Annotated in this window: 19 protein-coding genes and 3 rRNA genes; 4 read left to right on the forward strand and 18 right to left on the reverse strand. The window is 69.1% G+C overall.

The genetic code is table 11. The annotated features are described in order from the left end of the window. Nucleotides 1-53 precede the first annotated feature (53 nt). The 7 genes from rrf to ACSP50_RS33505 form a co-directional block, all read right to left on the reverse strand. Nucleotides 54-170: ribosomal RNA gene (gene rrf, locus ACSP50_RS33475) — 5S ribosomal RNA — on the reverse strand. A 175-nt stretch (nucleotides 171-345) separates the two neighbouring features. Then, nucleotides 346-3,418, reverse strand: a 23S ribosomal RNA gene (locus tag ACSP50_RS33480). A gap of 352 nt (nucleotides 3,419-3,770) precedes the next feature. After that, nucleotides 3,771-5,286, reverse strand: a 16S ribosomal RNA gene (locus ACSP50_RS33485). Together the 16S, 23S and 5S rRNA genes form the textbook arrangement of a ribosomal RNA operon. Before the next feature lie 799 nt (nucleotides 5,287-6,085). After that, the gene (locus ACSP50_RS33490; protein WP_014693751.1) at nucleotides 6,086-6,712 is read right to left on the reverse strand and encodes a response regulator transcription factor; all 627 of its coding nucleotides are present in this window, start codon (nucleotides 6,710-6,712) and stop codon (nucleotides 6,086-6,088) included. Nucleotides 6,713-6,794: 82 nt separating this feature from the next. Next, nucleotides 6,795-7,937 (reverse strand): sensor histidine kinase, encoded by a 1,143-nt coding sequence (locus ACSP50_RS33495; RefSeq protein WP_014693752.1) that lies wholly within the window; start codon nucleotides 7,935-7,937, stop codon nucleotides 6,795-6,797. A 9-nt stretch (nucleotides 7,938-7,946) separates the two neighbouring features. Next, complete coding sequence (locus tag ACSP50_RS33500) at nucleotides 7,947-8,354, reverse strand: ABA4-like family protein (protein ID WP_014693753.1); 408 nt, start codon at nucleotides 8,352-8,354, stop codon at nucleotides 7,947-7,949. Continuing rightward, nucleotides 8,351-9,262: a hypothetical protein gene (locus tag ACSP50_RS33505; RefSeq protein ID WP_014693754.1), complete on the reverse strand. Its 912-nt coding sequence runs from the start codon at nucleotides 9,260-9,262 to the stop codon at nucleotides 8,351-8,353. The genes ACSP50_RS33500 and ACSP50_RS33505 overlap by 4 nt, the downstream gene beginning before the upstream one ends. Before the next feature lie 111 nt (nucleotides 9,263-9,373). Between ACSP50_RS33505 and ACSP50_RS33510 the strand changes: the two genes are divergently transcribed. Then, nucleotides 9,374-10,750 carry a hypothetical protein gene (locus tag ACSP50_RS33510; protein WP_014693755.1) on the forward strand — a complete coding sequence of 459 codons (1,377 nt, stop codon included), beginning with the start codon at nucleotides 9,374-9,376 and terminating at the stop codon, nucleotides 10,748-10,750. 266 nt (nucleotides 10,751-11,016) lie between these two features. Here ACSP50_RS33510 and ACSP50_RS33515 read toward each other — a convergent pair whose 3' ends face one another. From ACSP50_RS33515 to ACSP50_RS33525, 3 genes are all read right to left on the reverse strand, one after another. After that, nucleotides 11,017-11,898: a GlxA family transcriptional regulator gene (locus ACSP50_RS33515; protein ID WP_014693756.1), complete on the reverse strand. Its 882-nt coding sequence runs from the start codon at nucleotides 11,896-11,898 to the stop codon at nucleotides 11,017-11,019. Nucleotides 11,899-11,905: 7 nt separating this feature from the next. Continuing rightward, a complete protein-coding gene (locus ACSP50_RS33520) occupies nucleotides 11,906-12,472 on the reverse strand; it encodes a cysteine hydrolase family protein (RefSeq protein ID WP_014693757.1) in 567 nt (188 codons plus the stop codon). 68 nt (nucleotides 12,473-12,540) lie between these two features. Next, nucleotides 12,541-12,966 carry a DUF6194 family protein gene (locus ACSP50_RS33525; protein WP_014693758.1) on the reverse strand — a complete coding sequence of 142 codons (426 nt, stop codon included), beginning with the start codon at nucleotides 12,964-12,966 and terminating at the stop codon, nucleotides 12,541-12,543. Between the two features lie 61 nt (nucleotides 12,967-13,027). Here ACSP50_RS33525 and ACSP50_RS33530 point away from each other — a divergent pair, with 61 nt between their 5' ends. Beyond that, a complete protein-coding gene (locus ACSP50_RS33530; protein WP_014693759.1) occupies nucleotides 13,028-13,759 on the forward strand; it encodes a MerR family transcriptional regulator in 732 nt (243 codons plus the stop codon). Here ACSP50_RS33530 and ACSP50_RS33535 read toward each other — a convergent pair. From ACSP50_RS33535 to ACSP50_RS33555, 5 genes are all read right to left on the reverse strand, one after another. Next, on the reverse strand, nucleotides 13,747-14,163 hold the full coding sequence (locus ACSP50_RS33535) for a PRC-barrel domain-containing protein (protein ID WP_014693760.1): 417 nt from the start codon (nucleotides 14,161-14,163) through the stop codon (nucleotides 13,747-13,749). The genes ACSP50_RS33530 and ACSP50_RS33535 overlap by 13 nt on opposite strands. Before the next feature lie 424 nt (nucleotides 14,164-14,587). Continuing rightward, entirely contained in the window at nucleotides 14,588-15,691 is a 1,104-nt protein-coding gene (locus ACSP50_RS33540; protein WP_255407270.1) for a sugar kinase, read from the reverse strand. Further along, nucleotides 15,688-16,329, reverse strand: a complete 642-nt coding sequence (locus tag ACSP50_RS33545; RefSeq protein WP_014693762.1) for a bifunctional 4-hydroxy-2-oxoglutarate aldolase/2-dehydro-3-deoxy-phosphogluconate aldolase — start codon at nucleotides 16,327-16,329, stop codon at nucleotides 15,688-15,690. The genes ACSP50_RS33540 and ACSP50_RS33545 overlap by 4 nt, the downstream gene beginning before the upstream one ends. Nucleotides 16,330-16,460: 131 nt before the next feature. Next, entirely contained in the window at nucleotides 16,461-17,045 is a 585-nt protein-coding gene (locus tag ACSP50_RS33550; RefSeq protein WP_231957066.1) for a hypothetical protein, read from the reverse strand. A gap of 47 nt (nucleotides 17,046-17,092) precedes the next feature. After that, nucleotides 17,093-17,950: a TetR/AcrR family transcriptional regulator C-terminal domain-containing protein gene (locus ACSP50_RS33555; protein WP_231956772.1), complete on the reverse strand. Its 858-nt coding sequence runs from the start codon at nucleotides 17,948-17,950 to the stop codon at nucleotides 17,093-17,095. A gap of 129 nt (nucleotides 17,951-18,079) precedes the next feature. On the opposite strand from ACSP50_RS33555, the gene ACSP50_RS33560 reads away from it, so the two are divergent. After that, nucleotides 18,080-19,285 (forward strand): FAD-dependent monooxygenase, encoded by a 1,206-nt coding sequence (locus ACSP50_RS33560; RefSeq protein WP_014693765.1) that lies wholly within the window; start codon nucleotides 18,080-18,082, stop codon nucleotides 19,283-19,285. On the opposite strand, the gene ACSP50_RS33565 is transcribed toward ACSP50_RS33560, so the two are convergent. After that, nucleotides 19,273-21,327, reverse strand: coding sequence for an N-acetylmuramoyl-L-alanine amidase (locus tag ACSP50_RS33565; protein WP_014693766.1), 2,055 nt, complete (start codon nucleotides 21,325-21,327; stop codon nucleotides 19,273-19,275). The two genes, ACSP50_RS33560 and ACSP50_RS33565, sit on opposite strands and share 13 nt — an antisense overlap. Nucleotides 21,328-21,441: 114 nt before the next feature. Next, complete coding sequence (locus tag ACSP50_RS33570) at nucleotides 21,442-21,900, reverse strand: TetR/AcrR family transcriptional regulator C-terminal domain-containing protein (RefSeq protein WP_052311796.1); 459 nt, start codon at nucleotides 21,898-21,900, stop codon at nucleotides 21,442-21,444. A gap of 110 nt (nucleotides 21,901-22,010) precedes the next feature. Between ACSP50_RS33570 and ACSP50_RS44720 the strand changes: the two genes are divergently transcribed. After that, nucleotides 22,011-22,133, forward strand: a complete 123-nt coding sequence (locus tag ACSP50_RS44720) for a hypothetical protein (protein WP_255344714.1) — start codon at nucleotides 22,011-22,013, stop codon at nucleotides 22,131-22,133. Here ACSP50_RS44720 and ACSP50_RS33575 read toward each other — a convergent pair. Next, the gene (locus ACSP50_RS33575) at nucleotides 22,115-23,815 is read right to left on the reverse strand and encodes an alpha-glucosidase (protein ID WP_014693768.1); all 1,701 of its coding nucleotides are present in this window, start codon (nucleotides 23,813-23,815) and stop codon (nucleotides 22,115-22,117) included. The genes ACSP50_RS44720 and ACSP50_RS33575 overlap by 19 nt on opposite strands. Between the last annotated feature and the right edge of the window lie 15 nt (nucleotides 23,816-23,830).

Consider the following 23,830-nt stretch of genomic DNA (forward strand, 5'->3'; position numbering starts at 1 on the left):
CGAGACAAAAAGAAACGCCCACCCGTTCCCGGGTGGGCGTTTCTCGAAGTTGAGTCCGGCGGCGTCCTACTCTCCCACACCCTCCCGAGTGCAGTACCATCGGCGCTGGAGGGCTTAGCTACCGGGTTCGGAATGTAACCGGGCGTTTCCCCTCCGCTATGACCACCGAAACACTTGTCAGCGCGGAACCAAACCAGCAACCTGACACCCGGGTCGGACCGATTCGCATCGATCCGCGGACACCGGCCGGCCTTCTTCCCAGGCCAACCGGAATCCCCGAATACAGGGTGGTTGTTCGTTTGCTGTGAATCACACAGTGGACGCATATCGAGCATAAAGTTTGGTGTGGTTAAGCCCTCGGCCTATTAGTACCGGTCAACTCAACACGTTACCGTGCTTACATCTCCGGCCTATCAACCCAGTAGTCTAGCTGGGAGCCTTACCCACTCAAGGTGGTGGGATACCTCATCTCGAAGCGAGCTTCCCGCTTAGATGCTTTCAGCGGTTATCCCTTCCGAACGTAGCCAACCAGCCGTGCTCTTGGCAGAACAACTGGCACACCAGAGGTTCGTCCGTCCCGGTCCTCTCGTACTAGGGACAGCCCTTCTCAAGTATCCAACGCGCACGGCGGATAGGGACCGAACTGTCTCACGACGTTCTAAACCCAGCTCGCGTACCGCTTTAATGGGCGAACAGCCCAACCCTTGGGACCTGCTACAGCCCCAGGATGCGACGAGCCGACATCGAGGTGCCAAACCATCCCGTCGATATGGACTCTTGGGGAAGATCAGCCTGTTATCCCCGGGGTACCTTTTATCCGTTGAGCGACACCGCTTCCACACGCAAGTGCCGGATCACTAGTCCCGACTTTCGTCCCTGCTCGACCCGTCAGTCTCACAGTCAAGCTCCCTTATGCACTTACACTCAACACCTGATTGCCAACCAGGCTGAGGGAACCTTTGGGCGCCTCCGTTACCCTTTAGGAGGCAACCGCCCCAGTTAAACTACCCACCAGACACTGTCCCTCGACCCGATCAGGGCCGCAAGTTAGATACCCAAACCCAACAGAGTGGTATTTCAACAATGACTCCACCCGAACTGGCGTCCGAGCTTCACAGTCTCCCACCTATCCTACACAATCGAATTCAGATACCAATGTCAAGCTATAGTAAAGGTCCCGGGGTCTTTCCGTCCTGCCGCGCGTAACGAGCATCTTTACTCGTACTGCAATTTCGCCGGGCCTGTGGTTGAGACAGTGGGGAAGTCGTTACGCCATTCGTGCAGGTCGGAACTTACCCGACAAGGAATTTCGCTACCTTAGGATGGTTATAGTTACCACCGCCGTTTACTGGCGCTTAAGTTCTCCGCTTCGCCCCGAAGAGCTAACAGGTCCCCTTAACGTTCCAGCACCGGGCAGGCGTCAGTCCATATACATCGTCTTACGACTTCGCATGGACCTGTGTTTTTAGTAAACAGTCGCTTCCCCCTGCTCTCTGCGGCCATACCACGCTCCACCAGCAAGTGGCTTCACGCGTCCGGCCCCCCTTCTCCCTAAGTTACGGGGGCAATTTGCCGAGTTCCTTAACCACAGTTCACCCGTCGCCTCGGTATTCTCTACCTGACCACCTGTGTCGGTTTAGGGTACGGGCCGCTCGAAACATCGCTAGAGGCTTTTCTCGGCAGCATAGGATCAATGACTTCACCAGAACGGCTCGGCATCACGTCTCAGCCTCATGCACCGCGGATTTGCCTACGGTACGGCCTACACGCTTACCCCGGCACAACCACCGGCCGGGATCATCTACCTTCCTGCGTCACCCCATCACTAAACTACTACCACCCAAGGTCCTAGTCTCCCGCATCGCCGGCCGAAGCCATTGAATTGATCAAGTAGTTAGTACAGATGGGTTCGTCTTGGGCGTTTCTTTGCGGGTACGGGAATATCAACCCGTTATCCATCGACTACGCCTCTCGGCCTCGCCTTAGGCCCCGACTCACCCAGGGCGGATTAGCCTGGCCCTGGAACCCTTGGTCATCCGGCGGAAGGGGTTCTCACCCTTCATTCGCTACTCATGCCTGCATTCTCACTCGTACAGCGTCCACACCTGGATCACTCCGGCGCTTCACCCGCTGCACGACGCTCCCCTACCCATCCACACAAGTGTGAATGCCACAGCTTCGGCGGTGTGCTTGAGCCCCGCTACATTGTCGGCGCGGAACCACTTGACCAGTGAGCTATTACGCACTCTTTAAAGGGTGGCTGCTTCTAAGCCAACCTCCTGGTTGTCCATGCGATCCCACATCCTTTTCCACTTAGCACACGCTTAGGGGCCTTAGCTGGCGATCTGGGCTGTTTCCCTCTCGACTACGAAGCTTATCCCCCGCAGTCTCACTGCCGCGCTCTCACTTACCGGCATTCGGAGTTTGGCTGATTTCAGTAAGCTTGTGGGCCCCCTAGACCATCCAGTGCTCTACCTCCGGCAAGAAACACGCGACGCTGCACCTAAATGCATTTCGGGGAGAACCAGCTATCACGGAGTTTGATTGGCCTTTCACCCCTAACCACAGGTCATCCCCCAACTTTTCAACGTTGGTGGGTTCGGTCCTCCACGTAGTCTTACCCACGCTTCAACCTGCCCATGGCTAGATCACCCCGCTTCGGGTCTAGAACATGCGACTAAAAACGCCCTATTCAGACTCGCTTTCGCTACGGCTACCCCACACGGGTTAACCTCGCCACATGCCACTAACTCGCAGGCTCATTCTTCAAAAGGCACGCCGTCACCCCTAAAGGCTCCGACGGATTGTAGGCGAACGGTTTCAGGTACTATTTCACTCCCCTCCCGGGGTACTTTTCACCATTCCCTCACGGTACTAGTCCGCTATCGGTCACCAGGAAGTATTCAGCCTTACCAGGTGGTCCTGGCAAATTCACAGCAGATTCTAGGAGTCCGCTGCTACTCGGGAACACCGCAAAGAGGTCACACGCTTTCGTCTACCGGGCTCTCACCGTCTACGGCCGACTTTCCCACGTCGTTCGACTAACGAGTAACTTTGTAACTCTTCAAACGCATGTCAGTACGTTTAAGCGGGTCCCACGACCCCGAGAACGCAACCCCTGACAGGTATCACACGAACTCGGTTTAGGCTAGATCCGCTTTCGCTCGCCACTACTCACGGAATCACGGTTGTTTTCTCTTCCTACGGGTACTGAGATGTTTCACTTCCCCGCGTTCCCCTCACACACCCTATGAATTCAGGTGCGGATGACACGACATGACTCGTGCCAGGTTTCCCCATTCGGACACCCTGGGATCACAGCTAGGTTGACAGCTCCCCCAGGCCTATCGCGGCCTCCCACGTCCTTCATCGGCTCCTGGTGCCAAGGCATCCACCGTTCGCCCTTGACAACTTAACCACAGAAAACAAGATGCTCGCGTCCACTGTGCAATTCTCAACCAACGACCAACCCACAACCCTGAACCGTCTCTCACCAGCACCGCTTCCGCGATCGGTATGAAAGACCAGGTCATGCCTGGCATTGAAGACCAACGCATCCGGCCAAACCGGAATGGTTGTTCTTTCAGATACCCAACAGGGTGCTTAACGCCTTCACCAGCCGCACCAGCCCTGTTCCACGCCCGAAGGCTGTACTAAGAAGCCGGCCGTTGCCGGATAAAACTAGCCAGTGTCTCCGCCTATGAGCACCCCAACCTGACATTCGCAGGTTGCGGGCTACTGCTCACCTTTCGGTGAGAGTTGCTCCTTAGAAAGGAGGTGATCCAGCCGCACCTTCCGGTACGGCTACCTTGTTACGACTTCGTCCCAATCGCCAGCCCCACCTTCGACGGCTCCCTCCCTTACGGGTTAGGCCACCGGCTTCGGGTGTTGCCGACTTTCGTGACGTGACGGGCGGTGTGTACAAGGCCCGGGAACGTATTCACCGCAGCGTTGCTGATCTGCGATTACTAGCGACTCCGACTTCACGGGGTCGAGTTGCAGACCCCGATCCGAACTGAGACCGGCTTTTTGGGATTCGCTCCACCTTACGGTATCGCAGCCCTTTGTACCGGCCATTGTAGCATGCGTGAAGCCCTGGACATAAGGGGCATGATGACTTGACGTCATCCCCACCTTCCTCCGAGTTGACCCCGGCAGTCTCCGATGAGTCCCCGCCATTACGCGCTGGCAACATCGAACGAGGGTTGCGCTCGTTGCGGGACTTAACCCAACATCTCACGACACGAGCTGACGACAGCCATGCACCACCTGTCACCGGCCCCGAAGGACCCCGCATCTCTGCGAGATTTCCGGCGATGTCAAACCCAGGTAAGGTTCTTCGCGTTGCATCGAATTAATCCGCATGCTCCGCCGCTTGTGCGGGCCCCCGTCAATTCCTTTGAGTTTTAGCCTTGCGGCCGTACTCCCCAGGCGGGGCGCTTAATGCGTTAGCTGCGGCGCAGGAAACCGGAGAGGCCCCCCACACCTAGCGCCCAACGTTTACAGCGTGGACTACCAGGGTATCTAATCCTGTTCGCTCCCCACGCTTTCGCTCCTCAGCGTCAGTATCGGCCCAGAGACCCGCCTTCGCCACCGGTGTTCCTCCTGATATCTGCGCATTTCACCGCTACACCAGGAATTCCAGTCTCCCCTACCGAACTCTAGCCTGCCCGTATCGAATGCAAGCCCGAAGTTGAGCCTCGGGATTTCACATTCGACGCGACAAGCCGCCTACGAGCTCTTTACGCCCAATAAATCCGGACAACGCTCGCGCCCTACGTCTTACCGCGGCTGCTGGCACGTAGTTGGCCGGCGCTTCTTCTGCAGGTACCGTCACTTGCGCTTCGTCCCTGCTGAAAGAGGTTTACAACCCGAAGGCCGTCATCCCTCACGCGGCGTCGCTGCATCAGGCTTCCGCCCATTGTGCAATATTCCCCACTGCTGCCTCCCGTAGGAGTCTGGGCCGTGTCTCAGTCCCAGTGTGGCCGGTCGCCCTCTCAGGCCGGCTACCCGTCGTCGCCTTGGTAGGCCATTACCCCACCAACAAGCTGATAGGCCGCGAGTCCATCCCAAACCGAAAAACTTTCCACCACCGACCATGCGATCAGAAGTCATATTCGGTATTAGCCCCCGTTTCCGAGGGTTATCCCAAAGTCTGGGGCAGGTTACTCACGTGTTACTCACCCGTTCGCCGCTCGAGTACCCCGAAGGGCCTTTCCGCTCGACTTGCATGTGTTAAGCACGCCGCCAGCGTTCGTCCTGAGCCAGGATCAAACTCTCCAACAAAATCTGTTGAAAAACTGTCCCGGCAACAAAAATGTTGCCAAAGGAATCTCCCACTGACCGCCGAAACGATCAGCCGGGGTATTGCCATAATTGGCACTGGCTTTTAAAGCACCCTGTTGAGTTCTCAAAGAACAACCGCACACCATCACACGTTCCGCTTTCGCGGCCCGCCCTCCGGGGCACTCGCTCTACTTTACCCGCCATTCTCAGTTCGTCAAATCCGTGTTTTGCAACCGGATTTCAACGCACCAGAAATGGTGAGCAGCACCCATCCAGCAACCCGCAACACTGGATCGCGAGATCGTTGGAGGATTTCCGTCAGGACGGCCGGCCCGAGCCCCTCGCGGGTCTCGTTCGCTCGCCCGTCTCCCTGGCGGCTCGGAAAACATTACAGGCCCTGCCCCGCAACTCCAAACCGGGGTGGGCGCGACCCCGATCACACCACCCGGTCGGAGGACGAGCCCCGCGAAACCCGGGCGTCGCGACCGACACGCGGCGGTCACCGGGCGCCAGCGGATGGATCATCGCAGCGGTCGGTGAACGCCAAGGGAGGACAGCAACCCGGAACGTTGCGGCGGCGCTGGACCACAGCGAAGGGGCGGACCACCGCAACCACCCGCGTACACCCGGGATACGCGCCGGACGGTCCGGAGCGGGCCGGATCATCGCGCTGCTCGGCGGGGCTCCGCACAGGTCGTACCCCCATGTTTTCACCGGAAAGCGCGACGACCGAAAGTGGCCAGCGGATCCGGATGGACCGACCGCGCCGACAGCAAGCCGCCCTCGGCAGACCGCGGATTCAGCGGCGGCGGGCGACGAGCGCGAGGCGAACCCGGTTCGGGCTGCTGGTTTTGGTCATCAGCGCGGTGATGTGGGTTTTGACCGTGGTCACCCCGATGTGCAGGCGTTCGGCGATCTCCGTGTTGGTGAGGCCCTCCGCGACCAGGTCCAGTACCTCCTGCTCGCGCGTGGTGAGACCGTCGATGCGCGCCGGGGGTTCGGGGCGGGCGTGGACGGCTCGGCGCACCAGGCGGCGGAGGACCTCCTGGGAGAACGGGCTTTCACCGGCGGCGGCCTGGCGGATTCCGTTCAGCAGGTCGGTGGGCGGGGCGTCCTTGAGCAGGAAACCGCAGGCGCCCGCCTGCAAAGCCGGGTAGAGGTGGTCGTCGTCGCCGAAGGTGGTGAGGACGAGGATCCGGATGGCAGGGCGGTCGGCCATGATGCGGCTGGTGGCGGTGATGCCGTCGACGCCGGGCATGCGCAGGTCCATGACGATCACGTCGGGGACGAGCTGGGCGGCGAGGGCGATCGCGGTGCGGCCGTCGCCGGCTTCGCCGATCACCTCCATGCCGGGTTCGGCGTCGAGGAGCATCCGCAGACCGGCCCGGATGAGTTGCTGATCATCGACCAGCAGAACGCGGATCACGTGGAAGCCCCCTGAACGAGCACCGGACCGATCATGCGGAAGCCCGCTGAACGACGACCCGCGGGACGAACACCGCGACCGATCATGCCGGGATCCCGTCCGGGAGCGGCGCGGGAAGGACGGTCGAGACCCGCCAACCCGAGCCCTCCGGCCCGGCGGCCAGGGCCCCGCCGAGAATCTCCACGCGTTCCCGCATCCCGGTCAGACCGTGCCCACCCCCGGGAACCCGCGCCGCCCCGGGCGCTGCTCCCCCGTCGTCGGTGACCGACCAGTGCAGGTCGTCGCCGCCCATCGTGACCCGCAGGACGGCCCGCGCCGCCGGCCCGGCGTGTTTCGCCACGTTGGTCAGCGCCTCCTGGGTGAGCCGCAGCAGTGCCAGCCCGCGGACCGCGTCGAGCCCGGCCACCCGCGGGTCGATCTCCGCTTCCACGATGACCCCGGCCCGCCGCGCTGTCTCCACCGCGCCGTCGAGGGCGGCCGGCAGCGCCGACGGCTCGATCGCGGTCAGTGCGGCGTCGCCCTGCGCGCGGTCGGGGTCGCGCAGGACGGCGACCAGCCGGCGCAGGTCACCGAGCGCGGCCGTGCCGGTGCGGTGGACGTCGTCGAAGACCTCGGCGACTTTCGGGTCGACGCCGGGCAGCACGTGCTGGGCGACGCCGACGCGCAGCACCATCGACGCGACGTGGTGTGCCACCACGTCGTGCAGTTCGCGGGCGATGGCGCCGCGTTCGTCGGCGCGGGCGGCCCGCTGCTCGGAGACGGCGCGTTGCTCGGCCTGCACGCCGAGCTCGCGGGTGGTGCGCACGACCAGGCCGATCAGGGTGGGCAGGCCGAGACTGGTGGCCAGGCCCATCACCGAGGGCAGGACGGCGTCGGGCGGGTCACAGATCAGGTACGTGGCGGCGACCATGCCGATGCCGCCGGCCAGCAGCCACCGGTTGCCGGCCCAGAGGGCGAACTCGCCGATCGCCCAGGCCGTGCCGACCTGGTTGATGGTGGAGTCGTCGAGCAGCAGCATCCCGGCGGCGAACAGCGCGGTCTGCAGGAGCAGGTTGATCGGGGGGTGGCGGTGCAGCAGGAGGGCGGACAGGAAGGCGGGCACGGCCAGCGCCCACTGCAGGGGGGTGGGCGGGTGGCCGGTGCGGCCGATGACGAGCAGGTAGGCCAGGCCGCTGCAGTCGAGCAGCAGCATGCGGGTCAGGGTGTCCCGCGCGTCGAGAGCCATGGCCACAGCCTAGGACTTGCGGACGACGAGATGGGTGCCCAGACCCAGCGGTCCGAACAGGATCGTGAGCAGCAGGATCGGGGCCAGGATCAGGTGGCGCATGCCGCGGTCGCGGGCGTCGAGCCAGATCCACCGGCCGGCGAACAGGTCGAAGGCGATCATGTGGGCCCAGCCGGCCGCCGCGCCGTCCGCGCTGCCGAGCAGGTCGCGGATGCCGCCGAGGGTGGGGTTGGCGACCGCGGGCAGCACGTGGCCCAGGTTCGGGACGATCAGGACGGCGTAGATTCCGATGATCGGCAGCACGATCAGCGGCGACCCGATGATCCGCCGGGTGCCGGTCCAGCCGGGCAGCAGGATCATCAGCGCCCAGAACGGGGCGGCGAGCAGGAAGGTGAGGGTGAACAGGGCGCCGGTCATGCGCGCATCCTGCCGGAGGAGGACGCGACGGCGGTCAGGCCGGCCGCGGTCGCGACGGCCACGACGAGGAACGCGGCGAGGGTGACCGCTGAGGGCCGCAGCAGCGGTTCCGCGCGCATCGCCTGCCAGGTGAGCAGCGGCCCCAGGACGCCGTATCCGGTGCCCGCCACCAGCACCAGCCGCGCCCGGGTCGTCGCGTCGAACCGGTCCCCCGCCCAGCGGCCCAGCGCGTACGCCAGCAACGGCAGCACCTGCAGCGCGTGCAGGCCGACGAAGTGACCGATCCGCAGATCCCCGCCGACCGTGCTCCAGCCGGTGAGCGGCAGGCCGGGCCCGCCGTCGGGCACGCCGACGCTGTGCGCGCCGACCAGCCCGGACGCGGTCTTCCGGGTGGTCATCGGGAACGCCGCCAGCATGCCGATCAGGGAGATCAGCAGGCCGAGACGGATGGCGTACGCGGTGGCCCGGTCCGCGACCCGCTGGCGCAGTGCCACCACCCCGATCGTCAGGTGCGCCACGAACAGCACCATGATCGACATCCCCATGGCCGACCAGAGCGCCGAGTTCAGCGGGGTGCTCTGGTTGTAGTGGCTGGTCGTGCCCCGGATCACCTGCACCGTGATGACGGCCAGCTCGATCACCGAGGCGGCGCCGATGATCGTGGCGGCCCCTTCGGCGACGCGGCTGCGCCGGGGCAGCACCGAGATCAGCCAGGCCAGCGTCCAGGCGTACAGGGCGAACGAGACGGCGAACTTGAACGGCTTGAGCCAGATCGGCACCCCGGTCAGGATGCGGGCGTCGGCGATCAGGCCGATCCCGGCGATCACCGCGAGGGCCAGCGACGCCCAGGTGAGCACGGTCAGCGGACGGTGCCGGCGCGGCGGCGCGGCGACTGCGACGGTTGTCATATCGACAGACTCGGCTGGCCCGCGGGGGAAAGCGCCCCTCCGCCGGCCGGATCCGCGGCCATTCGTCGGAGGTGACGTCCACCCCTGGTAGGAGAAGGACATACTGGCGCGGTGCAGCCCCATGTTGATTTCCCGGCCGACGAGACCGGCCGCCGCAGTGGCACGGCGCTGGGCCGCGCGGTGGTCGCCGACGCCCTGCGGGTCGTCGACCCGGCCGCGGCCGGGGCCGCCGAGCGGGAGGCCGACTGGCGGCGCGGCTATCCGCGGCACTTCCGGGCACTGGTGGAGGCCGGGTTGAGCGCGGACGGCGCGGCCGGTTACGAGATCGCCGAGGCCGGCCTGTTGTCGTTGCACGCCCGGATCCGGTACGTACGACCGGACGGCGAGTTCACCCTGGCCCAGGCGTTGCTGGCGGGCGGCGGCGAGCCGTACCGGACGGTCGAGGTGACCGGCTCGGCCGCGCCGGACCGCACCGTCGGCCTGCTGCCCCGCCTCGATGCCTGGCGGGCCGCCGGGGTGATCGAGCCGTCGTGCGCGGACGCGGTGCGCGAGGTGGCCGCCGACCCGGACTGGCGGGATCTGAGCGATCTCACTTTCGCGCTGCTCGGGGCGGGCGCCGAGATGGGTCCGCTGCGGTGGCTGCTGGACCGGGGCGCCACCGTGCTCGCCGTCGACCTGCCCCGGCCGGATCTGTGGGAGCGGATCGCCGGGCTGGCGGCGGGTTCGGCGGGCCGGCTGTTCGCCCCGGTCCGCGGGGCCGGCACGCCGGGCGCCGACCTGACCGCCGATCCGGGGGCGGTCGCGGCGTGGCTGCTGAGTTTCGACCGGCCGCTGGTGCTGGGTAACTACGGGTACGCGCCGGGCAGCGCCTACCCGAAGCTGGCGGCCGTGACCGACGCGCTCGCCGTGCATCTGCGGCAGCGCCGGCCGGACACCGCGTTCGCGGTGCTCGCCACCCCGACCGATGTCTACGCGGTGCCGGCCGGCGCGGTCGAGCAGGCCCGGGAGCGGTATGCCGGGCGGGGCGTGCGGGCCCGGGCGGTCGAGCCGCTGTCCGGCGGGCGGCTGCTGCGGCCGAACTATCCGCTGCCGTCGACGCCGGGGATCAACGACAGTCTGGTGCCGCAGCAGGGGCCGAACTATGCGCTGGCCAAGCGGATCCACCGGTGGCGGGCGACGCTGGGCCGACGGGACGGGGTGGTCAGCTTCGCGGTGGCGCCGCCGGCGCGCACCCGGTCGGTGCTGAGCAACCGGCTGCTCAAGGCGGCGTACGCGGGCGCCCATCTGTTCGGTGTCGAGGTCTTCGACGCGGCCACGGCGAGCGAGCTGATGGCGATCCTGATGATCCATCAGATCCGCCGGCCGCGCGCCGCCGACGCGGCGGCCTGGCGCGACGAGACGGTGGCGGCGGCGCACGGCGGGCTGTGGCGTTCGGCGTATCACGCCCGCACGGCACTTCCGATCGCGGCGGTACGCGGTCTGCTCTGACCGCTCGGTGGTCCGCGGAAAAGACCGGGCGCGGCGGGCGACCTTCGTCGGGACGGGCGGACACCGACTCGTACGACAGCAATAAAAGAATGGTATTCCGGGACGCTTTGTTAATTGTTTTCCGGCATTGACAGAAAGCGGTTACAGGTGCACGATCGTCGGCATCCCCGCCGATACTGCCCGCCCATCGCTGACCGTCCCCCGCCGCCCGCCCGGTTCAGCCCTGGTCATCCCCGACTTTCGGCCAGGTCCGGACCGGGCGGGTGTCATTTCCGGGCACGTAGTCTGCGCAGCATCCGCGCGTCGCCGAAACCCACCGCCCGGGCGGCGGCCTCCACGGTCGCGCCGTGGCCGATCAGATATTCGGCGCGCTCCATCCGCAGCAACTGCTGGTAGCGCAGCGGCGTGCGGCCCGTCGCCGCCGAGAAGAGCCGGCTGAGCGTACGCTCACTGACCCCCGCCGCGGCGGCGAGCTGCGCCAGCCGCAGTGGCTCGGCGAACGCCGCGTCGATCCGATCCTGCACCCGGTGCACCACGTCGCTGAGGTGCGCGCGATGCCGGAGCATCGCGCTGGCCTGCGACTCGTCCCCGTTGCGCCGGGCGTACACGACCATCTCCCGGGCCACCCGGGCGGCGACCGCCGGGCCGTGCCGGAGCGCCACCAGGTGCAGCGCCAGGTCGATGCCGCTGGCGATGCCGGCCGAGGTGACCACCCGGTCGTCGGAGACGTACAGCACGTCACGGACCACGCCGGCCCGAGGATAGCCGCGGGCCAGCGTGTCCTGCAGATCGTGGTGGGTGGTGCAGCGGCGGCCGTCGAGCAGGCCGGCCCGGCCCAGCGCTTCCGCCCCGGCGCAGACACTGGCGACCGTGCCGCCCCGGTCGTGATGCTCACGGAGCCGCCGCAGCGTCTCCGGTCGGAAGTAGCCGTACCCGTCGCGCCAGCCGGGAACGAGGACCAGATCGTCCGGGGTGAGGCCGGGCCAGTCCCGGGACGCCTGCAGGGTGACGCCCTGCCAGGTGGGGACGGTGTCGGCGTCGGCGACGTAGTGCAGCGTGTAGTCCGGAGCGGTGGAGAACACCTGGGCCGGGCCGGCCAGGTCGAGCAGGTGGACCTGCGGGGTGAGCACGAAGACCACCAGGCTCACAATCCGGTCACCCCTTCTCGACCTCGTCGACGGTCGTGATCGTGGCGAACCGGCCGGCGAGCGCGTACTCGGTGCGGGCCACCACATCCGCGGCGGACAGCGTACGCGGGTCGTCCAGGTCGTCGGGGGCGTCCCGGTGCGGGATCGGGAAGGTGGCGGTGGCGTCGGTGACGAACGTGACCTGATAGCCCAGATCCGAGGCGACCCGGGCGGTCGTCTCCACACACTGCTCGGTGCGCAGCCCGCAGACCGTCACCGCGCGGACGCCGGCGCTGGTCAGCCGGAACTGCAGGTCCGTCGTGGTGAACGCGTTGTGCACGGTCTTGACCAGGATCGGCTCGCCGTCCGCCGGGGTCAGCTCGGCCATCAGCCGGACGAAACCGCTCGCCGGGTCGAAGACGCCACCGGTGCCCGGCTCGGCGTGCAGCACCCAGACGACGAGGTGCCCGGCGGCCCGGGCCCGGTCGACCAGGCGCTGCACGTTCGGGATCAGATCCGGGTTGTCGACGGCCGCCCAGAGCGGGCGGGCCCGGAACGACTCCTGCACGTCGATGACGATCAAGGCTTCGGTCATGCCTCCATCCCACCCGGACCGACGCCGCGGCGGCAGACACCATCCGGGCCGGAGGCGGAACGATCCGGTCAGCGCCGCCGGCCGCGGGCGTGCCCGATCAGGGAGTCCACGTCGACGGTCACCGGGTTGACCACCGAGGCCCAGCTCTGCACCGCGTACACCGGATGCGGGAACCAGCGGTCCGGGGTGGCGAAGTCGATCCCGGACCGGCGCGCCGCGAACTCCTCCGGGCCGAAACCGAACAGGTCGCCGAAACGGGACCGGCCCAGCTCCAGGTTCAGCCGGAAGACGCCCGGCCGGTCCAGGCCGGAACACTCGTCGAAGCCGGGCACGTCCCGGACGACGATCGTGGCGAACGGGCGCATCCGGTCCTCCCCTACGAAGAAGAACCGGTCACCCCAGCTCAGCTCCGGGGCGCCGGTGCCGGGCCCGGCGATCAGCTGGACCACCTCGGGAAGCCGGCAGATGCGCGCGGCGAGTTCGTCAAGCTCCATGACCTCTACCGTATCGTTGAGACACCCTGTGAGGATTTCTCCGCGGAGTGGCAGGAGCTGCATGGCAAAGTCTCAAAGGCGGGCACTGCGACCGGTGGACCTGGCGCGGCCACACGGGCTGTCCGCTCAGGCGATCCGCAACTACGAGCAGGACGGGGTGATCCCGCCGGCCCGCCGGACCGCGAGCGGCTACCGGGCGTACGAGGAACGGCACCTGCTCGCGGTGACCGCGTTCCTCGCACTGGCCAAGGCGTACGGGCACGGCCCCGCCGGGGTGATCATGCGGGCGGTGCTGGCCGGCGACCTGGAGACCGCGTACGCCACGATCGACGCCGGGCATGCCGAACTCGCCCGGGACCGGGAGACGCTGACGGCGGTCGAGGCAACCGCCGAGGTGCTGACGGTGCCCACCCGACGCGGGGCGGCGCTGCCGGTCGGCGCGCTCGCGCACCGGCTCGGGGTGACCCCGGCGACGCTGCGGAAATGGGAGGAGGCGGGGATTCTCGTGCCGGTCCGGGACCGGGGGCAGCGGGCGTACTCGCCGGACGACGTGCGCGACGCCGACCTGGCCCACCTGCTGCGGCGCGGCGGATACGGGCTGCCGCACATCGCGACCGTCCTGCGCCAGGTGCGCGACGCGGGCGGGGCGGCGTCCCTGGCGGCATCGCTCAGCGACTGGCGGGCTCGGCTCACCGATCGCGGCCGGGCGATGCTGACGGCCGCCGCCCGGCTCGCCGAACTGCTGTCCGTGGAGAGCCGGGCGGCGGTCGTCATCCGCGATCAGCGCGGATAATCGCGATAGCTGCCGGTGTAGTAGTCACCGACCTGGTCCCGGTACGCGGACGTCTCGAAGGTGTCCTTGTCGTACTCCGGGGACGCCTTGATCTGATCCTTCGTCCGGTCCACATAGACCTTGCGGTCCGCCTGGTCGACGTTCTGCACCGTACCCGCCGGCAGCAGCACCTTCCGGCCGAAGATCCACGGCCCGGTGTCCACCACCAGGAAGGCGCCGCCGACGTCGTAACTGGCCTGGTCGACCGAACCGATGTGCCCATCGGTCGCCTCGACCTGGTAACCGACCAGGTCCACGCCGATCCGGCCGGTCTCGTCGACGACGTCGGCCTCGGTCGGCTGGTAGCCACCGGACAGCGCCTCGGGATCCCGGAACGACCACGGGGTGAACGGGGTGGGTTGCATGACGGCCTCCTCGAAATCGATGAAATTGCCGCTGCCTATTGCCTACCCGGTCGGAATACGGTCAATCACATGTGGCACATCGGCACCATGAGCAGGGGGTGGGCGGTTTCCGCGCCGGTTTGCGGCTCCCCGGGGCGGCTTGCCAGGCGGCGTCCGCGCCGGGCACGGTGACAACCGCCCCGCACTACCCGCACCACTCCGGACCGCTCGCCAGGCGGTGTCCGCGCCGGGCACGGTGACAGCCGCCGCGCACCACCCGCACCACCCACCAGGCGGCGTCCGCGCTGAGCACGGTGACAACCGCCCCGCACCACACGCACCGCTCCGGACCGCCCACCAGGCGGCGTCCGTGCTGGTTGGGGTCGCGGCGCCGGGGGCGGTCCGCGGGGCTTGAGAGGCGATTGCGGCGGTACGGGGGATCGGCTCAGCGGTGGATGTCGGCGCCGGAGAGGGCGGTGAGGTCGGCGCGGGTGGGCGCGCTGTCGCAGTCGCCGGGGACCGTGACCGCGAAGGCGCCGGCGGTGATGGCGGTGGTGAGGCGCTGCGCCGGAGTGGCGCCGGCCAGGCGGTCGGCCAGATAGCCGGCCACGAACGCGTCGCCGGCGCCGACCGGGTCGACGGCGGTGACCGGGAGGGCGGGGACGGTGAAGTGGTCGCCGTCGATCAGTGCGGTGCAGCCGTGCGGCCCGTCCTTGACGATGACCTCGGTGGGGCCGAGCTTGGTCAGACCGTCCAGGGGGTCGTCCGTGTTCAGGAAGATGGCCGCCTCGTCGGGGCCGGCGAAGACGATGTCGGATCGGGAGACCAGGTCCCGCAGGACCGGGGCGGCGTCGAACCGGGACCAGAGTTTGCCGCGGTAGTTGACGTCCAGACAGACCGGGACACCGGCGGCACGGGCGGCCTCGACGGCGGCGAAGACGGTGGCCCGGGCGGTGTCGCCGAGGGCCGGGGTGATGCCGGTGATGTGCAGGATGCCGGCTTGCTGCAGCTCGGTCAGCGGCAGGTCGGCCGGGGTCAGGCGGGAGCCCGCGCTGCCGGCGCGGTGATAGTCGGCGTGGATGAACTGGGCGGATCGCCGATAGCGGACCATCAGGCCGGTGGGGGCGGGATCGCGGACGGCCAGGACGCGTACGCCGGCGAAGCGCAACCGGCCCTCGATCAGCGACCCGGTCGAGTCCGGGCCGAGACGGCCGAGCCAGGTGGCGGCGCCGCCGAGGCGGGCGACGCCGACCGCGACGTTGGTTTCCGCGCCGCCGACCGCCAGGGTGAACGCCCGCGCGTGCTCGAAGGCGCCGATCCCGTCGGCGACGAAGATGCCCATCGCCTCACCGAAGGTGAACAATCCGCCGCTGGAACCGGGCAGCGGGCCGGCGGCGGGCAGCGGGGTGGCGGCTGGCGGCGGGGTGGCGGCTGGCGGCGGGCCGGCGGCGGACGGCAGGGTGGCGGCGGACAGCAGGGTGGCGGCGGGCAGCGGGCCGACGGCGGACAGCGGGGTGGGGGCGGGCAGCGGGGTGGGGGCGGCGGTCATGACCGGGCGAAGGTGACGGCGTCGACGGCGTGCTTGGCGCGGGCGGCCAGGGCGGTGAGGCTGCCGCCGGTGGCGGCGTCGCCGATCAGTGGGCCGCCGAGGCCGACGGCGGCGGCGCCGGCGGTGAGCCAGTCGGCGATGTCGTCGAGGTCGATGCCGCCGGTCGGCATGATGCGGACGTTGGGCAGGGGGCCGCGGAGGTCTTTCAGGTAGCCGGGTTTGAGGCCGCCGGCCGGGAAGAGTTTGACGATCGGGGCGCCGGCCCGGTGGGCGGTGTAGACCTCGGTGGGGGTGTAGGCGCCCGGGTAGCACGGGACCGGCTGGTCGGTGAGGGTGTCCAGGACCGGGGAGACCAGGAAGGTGGCGCCGGCGTCGATGGCGGCCTTGGCGTCGTCCGGGGTGAGGACGGTGCCGGCGCCGATGACCGTGCCCTGCGGCAGGCGGCGGCGCAGGCCGGAGATGGCGTCGAGGGCGCCCCGGGAGGTGAGGGTGACCTCCAGGGCGGTGATGCCGGCCGCGACGAGGACGTCGGCGACCGGTGCGAAAGCGCCGGCGGTGGGAGCGCGCAGGACGGCGACGACGCCGCTGTCGACGATGGCCGCGGAGACGGGGTCGAGGGGGGCACGGTGATCGGTCACGCCTTCGATCCTGCCCGAGGCGAGGGGCCGGATGCCATAGCCGGCGGGAGGTTTCCCGCGCTGCAGGAAAGCGCATTCCCGCGGCTGTCGGGAGTCAGCCGGCGAAGGGCCCGGCGGAGGCGCCGGCCGGGTCAGTGGGTGTCGCGCTCCGGCCGGGTGGCCACCGAGTCCGCAGCCCGCAGGGTCGCCCACCGTTTCGGCAGGCGGGCCTTGCCGTTGGCGGTGTGGGCCGGCGGGTTCGGTGGACTCGCCTCGATCCCGAGCTCCTCGCGGACCGCCGCCTCGAACTGCTGCATGATCAGCGGCACCTGGGCGAGGAGTTCCCGGAAGTGGGTCTCCGGCCGCACCCCGCTGACCCCGGCCGGGTTCATCGGCCCGTGCAGGCGTTCCATCTGCAGGTGGACGGCGAGCGCGGCGCTGCGGACCGGGCCGGAGGCGAGCAGCCGGACCGGCATCAGCGCCGGGCCGATCTCGTCGACGTACTGCAGCAGGGCCGGCGGTTTCTCACCGGCGTCGAAGCCGGCGCGCAGGCGCACGTAGGAGCGTTCGAAGCCGGCCAGCAGCTGCACATAGGCGGTCTTCCGTTCCTCGTACCACCGGCGGGTGCGCCGCCGTCGGCTCAGCAGATTGTTGTTCCGGGCGGCGGCGAACTGGACGGCCAGGGCGCCGGCCAGCGCGAACACGGCGGCGACGAGGGGCAGTCCCCACCACGGCATCTGAGACACCCGCTTACCGTATCGACCCGGCGCCGCCGGGGGCACGCTCACCCGATCCAGACGGCGATCCCGTCGAGGAAGCGGGCCAGGCCGAACTCGAACAACACGTCGAGGTCGAAGACGAAGTCGGGCGTACGCAGGAACAGCTCCTCGTACGCCGGCATCGGGTTCGCCTCGACGAAGCGCTGGAACTCCTTCTCCTGGGCCTCCATCCACTCGTCGCCGGTGAGCCCGGTGTCGCGCATCGCCTCGGCTTCCGGTTGCAGCGCGCTGGCCACCCCGCGGATGAAGCTGAACAGCAGCACCTGGACCATCATCCGGTCGGTGGCGACGAGCCGGGTCCGCCCCAGCGTCCCCATGATCCACTCGCCGAGCCGCATCGCGTTCGGGGAGACCTGCGGCCGGGTCAGCGACATGGTCAGGCCGAGCCACGGGTGCCGCTGGAACAGCTCCCACAGGGCGCGGGCGCAGCCGTCCAGGTCGGCCCGCCAGTCCCCGGAGTATCGCGGCGGCACCCGCAGCTCGCCCAGCGCCGCGTCGATCATGGCGAGTTCCAGTTCCTCCCGCCCGGGCACGTGGCGGTAGAGCGACATGGTGGCCACGCCCAGTTCGGTGGCGATCCGGCGCATCGACGCCTCGGCCATCCCGTCCCGGTCGGCGACCGCGATCGCCACCTCGACGATCCGGTCCCGGCTGAGGTCGGGGTCGCGGCGCGGGGCCGGCCCGGCCACCACGGTGCCGACCCCGGGCCGGGAGACGGTCAGGCCGGCGTCGCGCAGTACAGCGTGCGCCCGGGTGGCGGTCGCGATGGCGACTCCCCAGTCGCGGGTGATCGCTCGCGCGGACGGCACCCGGTCGCCGGGGCGCAGCTCACCGCTGTCGATCCGGCGTCTGAGTTCGGCCACGATCCGTGTGTACGCCGCCTCGGCCACCTAGTACACCTGCCTTTCCGTACTAGTGCGGTTCGCCTTTTTCCTCAGCCCACCCTAGCGTTCCTAGTACATCGAGTACATCGTACGCAGAGGAGCGGGGAGATGCGGGTTCTGATTTCCGGGAGCAGTGTGGCGGGGCCGGCCAGCGCATTCTGGCTGCACCGGGCGGGCGCCGAGGTGACCGTGGTGGAGAAGTCGCGGGGCCCGCGCCCGGGCGGGCACGCGGTGGACGTCCGGGGCGTGGCCCGGCAGGTGATCGAGTGGATGGGCATCCGCGAGGCGATCCGGGCCCGGCAGGTCGACGAGCGCGGCTTGAAGCTGGTGGATAGGCACAACCGGTCGATGGGCCGGATGCCGGCCGAGGCGTTCGGCGGCGAGGGGATCGTCGCGGAGATCGAGATCGCCCGGGGTGATCTGGCGCAGATCCTGCGGGACGTCACCGCGGGCTTCACCGACTACCGGTACGGCGACCGGATCACCGCCCTGGCTCAGGACGCCGCCGGGGTGGACGTCACCTTCGCCAGCGGCCTGCGGGAACGCTACGACCTGGTGCTCGGGGCCGACGGTGTGCATTCGGGGGTGCGCTCGCTGGCGTTCGGCCCGGACCAGGAGTACGTCCGGTATCTGGGCCTCTACTCGGCGTATTTCACGGTGGCCGATCCGGGCGACATGGACAACTGGTACCTGATGTACAACGAGCCGGGCGGCCTGGTCGCCGGCCTGCGCCCGGAGCGGGGCGGCACGGCGAAGGCGCACCTGGGGTTCCGCGAGCCGCGGATGCGCTACGAGCGGCTCTCCCGGGACGAGGAGAAGCGGGTGGTCACCGAGCGGATGGCCGGCGCCGGGTGGAAGGTGCCGAGCCTGCTCGCGCAGATGGCGGACGCGCCCGACTTCTTCTTCGACTCGATCAATCAGGTGCACGTGGACCGCTGGTGGCGGGGCCGGATCGGGCTGGTCGGCGACGCCGGTTACTGCGGGTCGCCGATCGTCGGGCTGGGCACCAGCATGAGCCTGGTGGGCGCGTACGTGCTGGCCGGTGAGCTGAGCCGGCACGGGGATCCGGAGCGGGCGTTCGCCGCCTACCAGAGCGAGATGGCCGGGTACGTGGCGACCGGCACGAAGCTGCCGCCGGGTGGCGCGGCCGGGATGGCCCCGAAGTCCGCCCTGTGGATCAAGACCCGGGCGAAGACGATGGGCATGATGACCCGCTGGCCGATCCGGGACCTGATGGCGAGCCAGTTCGCCAAGGCCGACGCGATCGTCCTGAAGGACTACGGGCTGACCCCGGCGGGCGCTCAGCGCAGATAGGCGAGCCCGTCCACGGTCACCGTCGGGCGCCCGGCGGTGGCTTCCGGGACGACCTTCACGGTGTGCTCGTTCGCGGTGCTCCACGCCTGGGTCCAGACCAGGCGGCGGTATTGCGGCGCGGCGGAGCGGAGATCGACGTACCCCAGGAAATCGCCGTCGAGATAGATCTTGAGCCGGCCCGCCGCCGGGTTGCGGGCCGCCACGACGGCCGCGGAGCGGCCGGTGAAGGTCCAGCTCAACGCCGCGCTGTCGCTGGCGGCGGCGGACGCCGCACCACCGAGATGATGGCTGTCCGATACCGTCCGCCAGCTTCCGGTCCGGGTCGCGTCGCTGTCCGCGACGATTGCCGGGGTACGACTGATCGACGCCGTCCGTTCGTTGCCGGCATGGTCGGTGACCGCCACCGTCCAGCTGGACGCGGCGCCCACCGGTGCGGTGCCGGTGAGGCTGCGGATCGCCCCGTCGAGGGTGGCCCGGCTGGCCCCGCTGATCGCGGCGGCGCGGATCCCGGCCGGGTCGTCGGCCGACCAGTCCAGTCGGACCGGGGTGCTGGTCCCGATCGTCCCGGAGCTCAGCGAGGCCTGCGGCAGCGTGGTGAAGGCGGGCGGCTCGACGTCGGCGATCACCTTGACGGTGGCGGTGGCGCTGCGCCCGGACAGGTGCAGGGCCTTGACCGTGACGGTGTGCGGGCCGGGACTCAGCTGAAGCTGACCGAGACGTTCGGTGGACGCCCGGGAGAGGACGAGGTCGCCGTCGACGTACACGTCGAATCGGTTGAGCAGTTGCCCGGGGGTGCTCAGCGACCACAGCGGGGTGAGCGACCCCCGGGTCCAGTAGGCGCCGCCCCAGCGGGTCGAACCGGTCAGTTTGGCGAAGCGCAGCCCGGCCGGAGCACCACCGGCGAGCGCCCGGATCGCCGGCAGCCGGCGATACAGGCTGGTCCCCGGGCATTCGGTGAGTCCGGCGTCGCGGTGGCCGGAGATCCGGTACAGCCGGACCCGGGTGCCGGGCCGGTATTTCGGTCCACCACCGGAGGTGACCACCACCCGGCCGTCCGGCGCGTTCCCGGCCGCGCCCAGCTTGTACGCGGCGAGCTGGGCCACCGCGACCTCGGTGGCCGAACCGGCCGCGGTGCCGCGGTAGTCGCCGATCACCGCGACCGCGCTGGCGTCGGTGTTGAAGCCCAGGGTGTGCGCGCCGAGCACATTGCGGGTGATCCCGCCGCGCCGCCCCTCGAAGATGGTGCCGCACTTGTCGACCAGGAAGTTGTAGCCGATGTCGTTCCAGCCCTTGCTCTTCACCTGGTACGCCTGGATACCGCGGACCACGCTGGTCGACGACCCGCAGCTGTAGTCGTTGCCGGTCGCCGTGTGGTGCACGAAGAACACCTGGACCGGACCGGTGTACGCGGGCTTCTCCCGCACCATCCGCTCGTCGGCGCCCCAGGCGGCCCGGGTCAGCATCCGCGGCACCGGCCGGTCCGGGATCTCCACCCCGGCGATCCGGCGGAGCCGCTCGGCCGCCGCCGGCGCCATCGCGTCCGCCACCGGCGCCGGCCGGGCGTCCGGGTTGATCAGGTCGACCCGCATCCCGGCCGGCAGCGCCCGGGCCGCGCCGGCGGCGATCACCCGGGCCTGCACACCGTCCGACGGGCCCACCCAGAGCGGGTCGCTGGCGCCCCGGACGGCCTGGCCGCCGGACTCGTCGGGCGCGTCGGTCTCCAGCTCGCGCCACGGCGTCCAGGTGCGGCGGCCGGCCGGGCGGGTGCGCACCTGGATGGTCCCGGCCGCCACCGCGCGCGGGTCGTCCCAGGTGACCCCGACCAGGCTGAACGGTTTGGTGTCGCGTTCCGGGAGGGACCGCTCGACGTCCGCGCCGGCGCCGTCCGCGGCCAGCCGCAGGCCGCCGGTGAGGGCGAAGGTCTGCAGCAGCGGGTCACCGCCGGCCGGCGCCGGGCCGAGACCGACCAGGGCCAGGGCGATCGCCGGGGTGACGGCGACCAGGGCGGTGACGAGACGGGCGGCGAGCCGGTTGCGGCGCATGCGTTACTCCCCGGGCGCCGGCGGGAGGGGTCAGATCGGGTGTGTACCGGCGACCATGTGTCACCTTGCCGGGGACAGGAGTGGCTTGTGGCCATTTCTGTGAAAAAAGCTCGATTACCGGTGTTCCGCCCGCTCGACCAGACCGGTGATCATCCAGTCCGCGATGCGCGGGAAGTCCAGCGGCGTCCCGCCCTCGCCGAGCGTCCGGGCCAGCAGCGGGAAGTCCCCGGTCGCCACCGCCGCCCCGATCTGCGCCACCGCGTCCGAGGCGTCGGCCAGTTCGCTGGTCACGTAGGACGCCACGAAGCCGGTGAGCAGGCCGAGCAGGGTCATCCCGGCGACCCCGGGCAGCCCGGCCGGCTGCAGCGCGCGCAGCCCGTGCTCCAGGAAGCCGAGCAGATTGCGCCCGATCAGCCGGCGCCCGGCCAGCACGCCGGGCAGCCACGGGTGGGCCAGCATCAGCGCGCGCTGCATGACGCAGAGCGCGAGTAGGTCGGCCCGCCAGTCACGCTCTATCGGCGACGCCGGGACGCCGGCCTGGAGACCGACCTGCTGATCGGGCCGTGGACCCACACCAGCACGCTCAGCGCGGGATGGACCGAGGTCTTCGGGCAGGCGTTGCGGCGGCTGCGGGGCGGCGCGCCGGAGCGGCGGGTCCGGGTCCACGTCGGCGGCGTCGACGAGTGGCGCGACCTGCCGGACTGGCCGCCACCGCCACCCGGCTGGTGCCCACCCGCACGACGGTCCGGCACAGCTCCACGCTGCACCTGACCGTCGGCGGCGCGGATCAGACCGTGCGTTTGTAGACGACGGCCTGCCAGGGGGCCAGGGTCAGGTTCCGCGGGGTGGCGCCGGGGACGTTGGTGATCAGCACGTCGGCGTGCGCCCAGGACGCGGCGTCCGCGATCTCCGCCTGGACGGTCTCGCCGGTGAAGTTGCCGATCACCAGGAGCTCGGTGGCGTCCAGGCGGCGGGTGAAGGCGTACAACCGCTCGTCGTGCGGCAGCAGCATGGTGAAGTCGCCCAGGGCGACGGCCGGCTCGGTGTGCCGCAGCTCGATCAGTCTGCGGTAGTAGTGGAAGACCGAGTCCGGGTCGGCCCGCTGCGCCGCCGCGTTGATCTGCGGATAGTTCGGGTTGACCGCCAGCCACGGCGTGCCGGTGGTGAACCCGGCCTGCGGCGAGTCGTCCCACTGCATCGGGGTGCGCGCGTTGTCCCGGCCGCGGGCGCGCAGCACGGTCAGCACCGCCTCGGCGCTGCGCCCCTCCAACTCCAGGGCCTGCTTGTACTGCCCGAGCGCCTCGATGTCGCGGAAGTCCTCGATGCCGCGGAACGGGTAGTTCGTCATCCCGAGCTCCTCGCCCTGGTAGACGTAGGGCGTGCCGCGGTGCAGGTGCAGCACGGTGCCGAGCATCTTGGCCGAGGCGACCCGGTGCTCCGGTGAGTCGTCGCCGTAGCGGGAGACGATCCGCGGCTGGTCGTGGTTGTTCCAGTACAGGCTGTTCCAGCCCACCTCGGCGAGCCCGGCCTGCCACCGGCCGAGGATCGCCTTGAGGTTGGTCAGCTGAAGTTTCTGCAGCAGCCACGGGTCAGGACCGCGGTCGGCCCAGACGTGGTCGAACTGGAACACCATGTCGATCTCGTGCTCGGCCGGGTCGGTGTGCACCCGGGCCTCGTCGACCGTGACGCCGGGCATCTCGCCGACGGTGAGCAGCTCACCGCGGCCGTCGAAGACCTCGCGGTACATCTCCTTGAGGAACTCGTGCAGGCGCGGGCCACCGACGAAGCCGGCCGAGCCGTCCGCGTATGCGGCGCCGGCCGACAGCCGCCCGTCCGGCAGCGGCGTGACCTTGGAGATCATGTTGATCACGTCCATCCGGAAGCCGTCCACGCCCCGGTCCAGCCACCACCGCATCATCGCGTAGACGGCCTGGCGCACCTCCGGGTTCTCCCAGTTGAGGTCGGGCTGCTTACGGGAGAACAGGTGCAGGTAGTACTCGCCGGTCTTCTCGTCGAACTCCCAGGCCGGGCCGCCGAACACCGAACCCCAGTTGGTCGGCTCGGCGCCCGGCGTGCCCGGCTCCATGCCCTCGCGGGCCGGCCGCCACCAGTACCAGTCCCGTTTCGGGGTGTCCCGCGACGACCGGCTCTCGGCGAACCACGGGTGCTCGTCCGAGCTGTGGTTGACCACCAGGTCCATCACGATTTTCATGCCCCGGGCGTGCGCACCGGCGAGCAGCTCGTCGAAGATCTCCAGGGTGCCGAACATCGGCTCGATGTTCTGATAGTCGCTGATGTCGTAACCGTTGTCGTCCTGCGGCGAGGGATAGACCGGCGACAACCAGAGCACGTCCACGCCGAGTTCGGCGAGATGGTCGAGGTGGCCGATGATCCCGCGCAGGTCGCCCATGCCGTCACCGTCCGAGTCCGCGAAGCTCCGCGGATAGATCTGGTAGACGACCGCCTTCTTCCACCACGAATCCGTCATTGGTCTTCTCTAACA

Origin of the sequence: Actinoplanes sp. SE50/110 (assembly GCF_900119315.1) — a bacterium.
Lineage (GTDB): Bacteria > Actinomycetota > Actinomycetes > Mycobacteriales > Micromonosporaceae > Actinoplanes.

What these genes read in the sequence shown, in the direction of transcription:
- ACSP50_RS33495 (WP_014693752.1), bottom strand. Translation starts at nt 7,937, where the DNA reads ATGGCTCTCGACGCGCGGGACACCCTGACCCGCATGCTGCTGCTCGAC.
- ACSP50_RS33500 (WP_014693753.1), bottom strand. Translation starts at nt 8,354, where the DNA reads ATGACCGGCGCCCTGTTCACCCTCACCTTCCTGCTCGCCGCCCCGTTC.
- ACSP50_RS33505 (WP_014693754.1), bottom strand. Translation starts at nt 9,262, where the DNA reads ATGACAACCGTCGCAGTCGCCGCGCCGCCGCGCCGGCACCGTCCGCTG.
- ACSP50_RS33520 (WP_014693757.1), bottom strand. Translation starts at nt 12,472, where the DNA reads ATGACCGAAGCCTTGATCGTCATCGACGTGCAGGAGTCGTTCCGGGCC.
- ACSP50_RS33525 (WP_014693758.1), bottom strand. Translation starts at nt 12,966, where the DNA reads ATGGAGCTTGACGAACTCGCCGCGCGCATCTGCCGGCTTCCCGAGGTG.
- ACSP50_RS33530 (WP_014693759.1), top strand. Translation starts at nt 13,028, where the DNA reads ATGGCAAAGTCTCAAAGGCGGGCACTGCGACCGGTGGACCTGGCGCGG.
- ACSP50_RS33535 (WP_014693760.1), bottom strand. Translation starts at nt 14,163, where the DNA reads ATGCAACCCACCCCGTTCACCCCGTGGTCGTTCCGGGATCCCGAGGCG.
- ACSP50_RS33540 (WP_255407270.1), bottom strand. Translation starts at nt 15,691, where the DNA reads ATGACCGCCGCCCCCACCCCGCTGCCCGCCCCCACCCCGCTGTCCGCC.
- ACSP50_RS33550 (WP_231957066.1), bottom strand. Translation starts at nt 17,045, where the DNA reads ATGCCGTGGTGGGGACTGCCCCTCGTCGCCGCCGTGTTCGCGCTGGCC.
- ACSP50_RS33560 (WP_014693765.1), top strand. Translation starts at nt 18,080, where the DNA reads ATGCGGGTTCTGATTTCCGGGAGCAGTGTGGCGGGGCCGGCCAGCGCA.
- ACSP50_RS33565 (WP_014693766.1), bottom strand. Translation starts at nt 21,327, where the DNA reads ATGCGCCGCAACCGGCTCGCCGCCCGTCTCGTCACCGCCCTGGTCGCC.
- ACSP50_RS33575 (WP_014693768.1), bottom strand. Translation starts at nt 23,815, where the DNA reads ATGACGGATTCGTGGTGGAAGAAGGCGGTCGTCTACCAGATCTATCCG.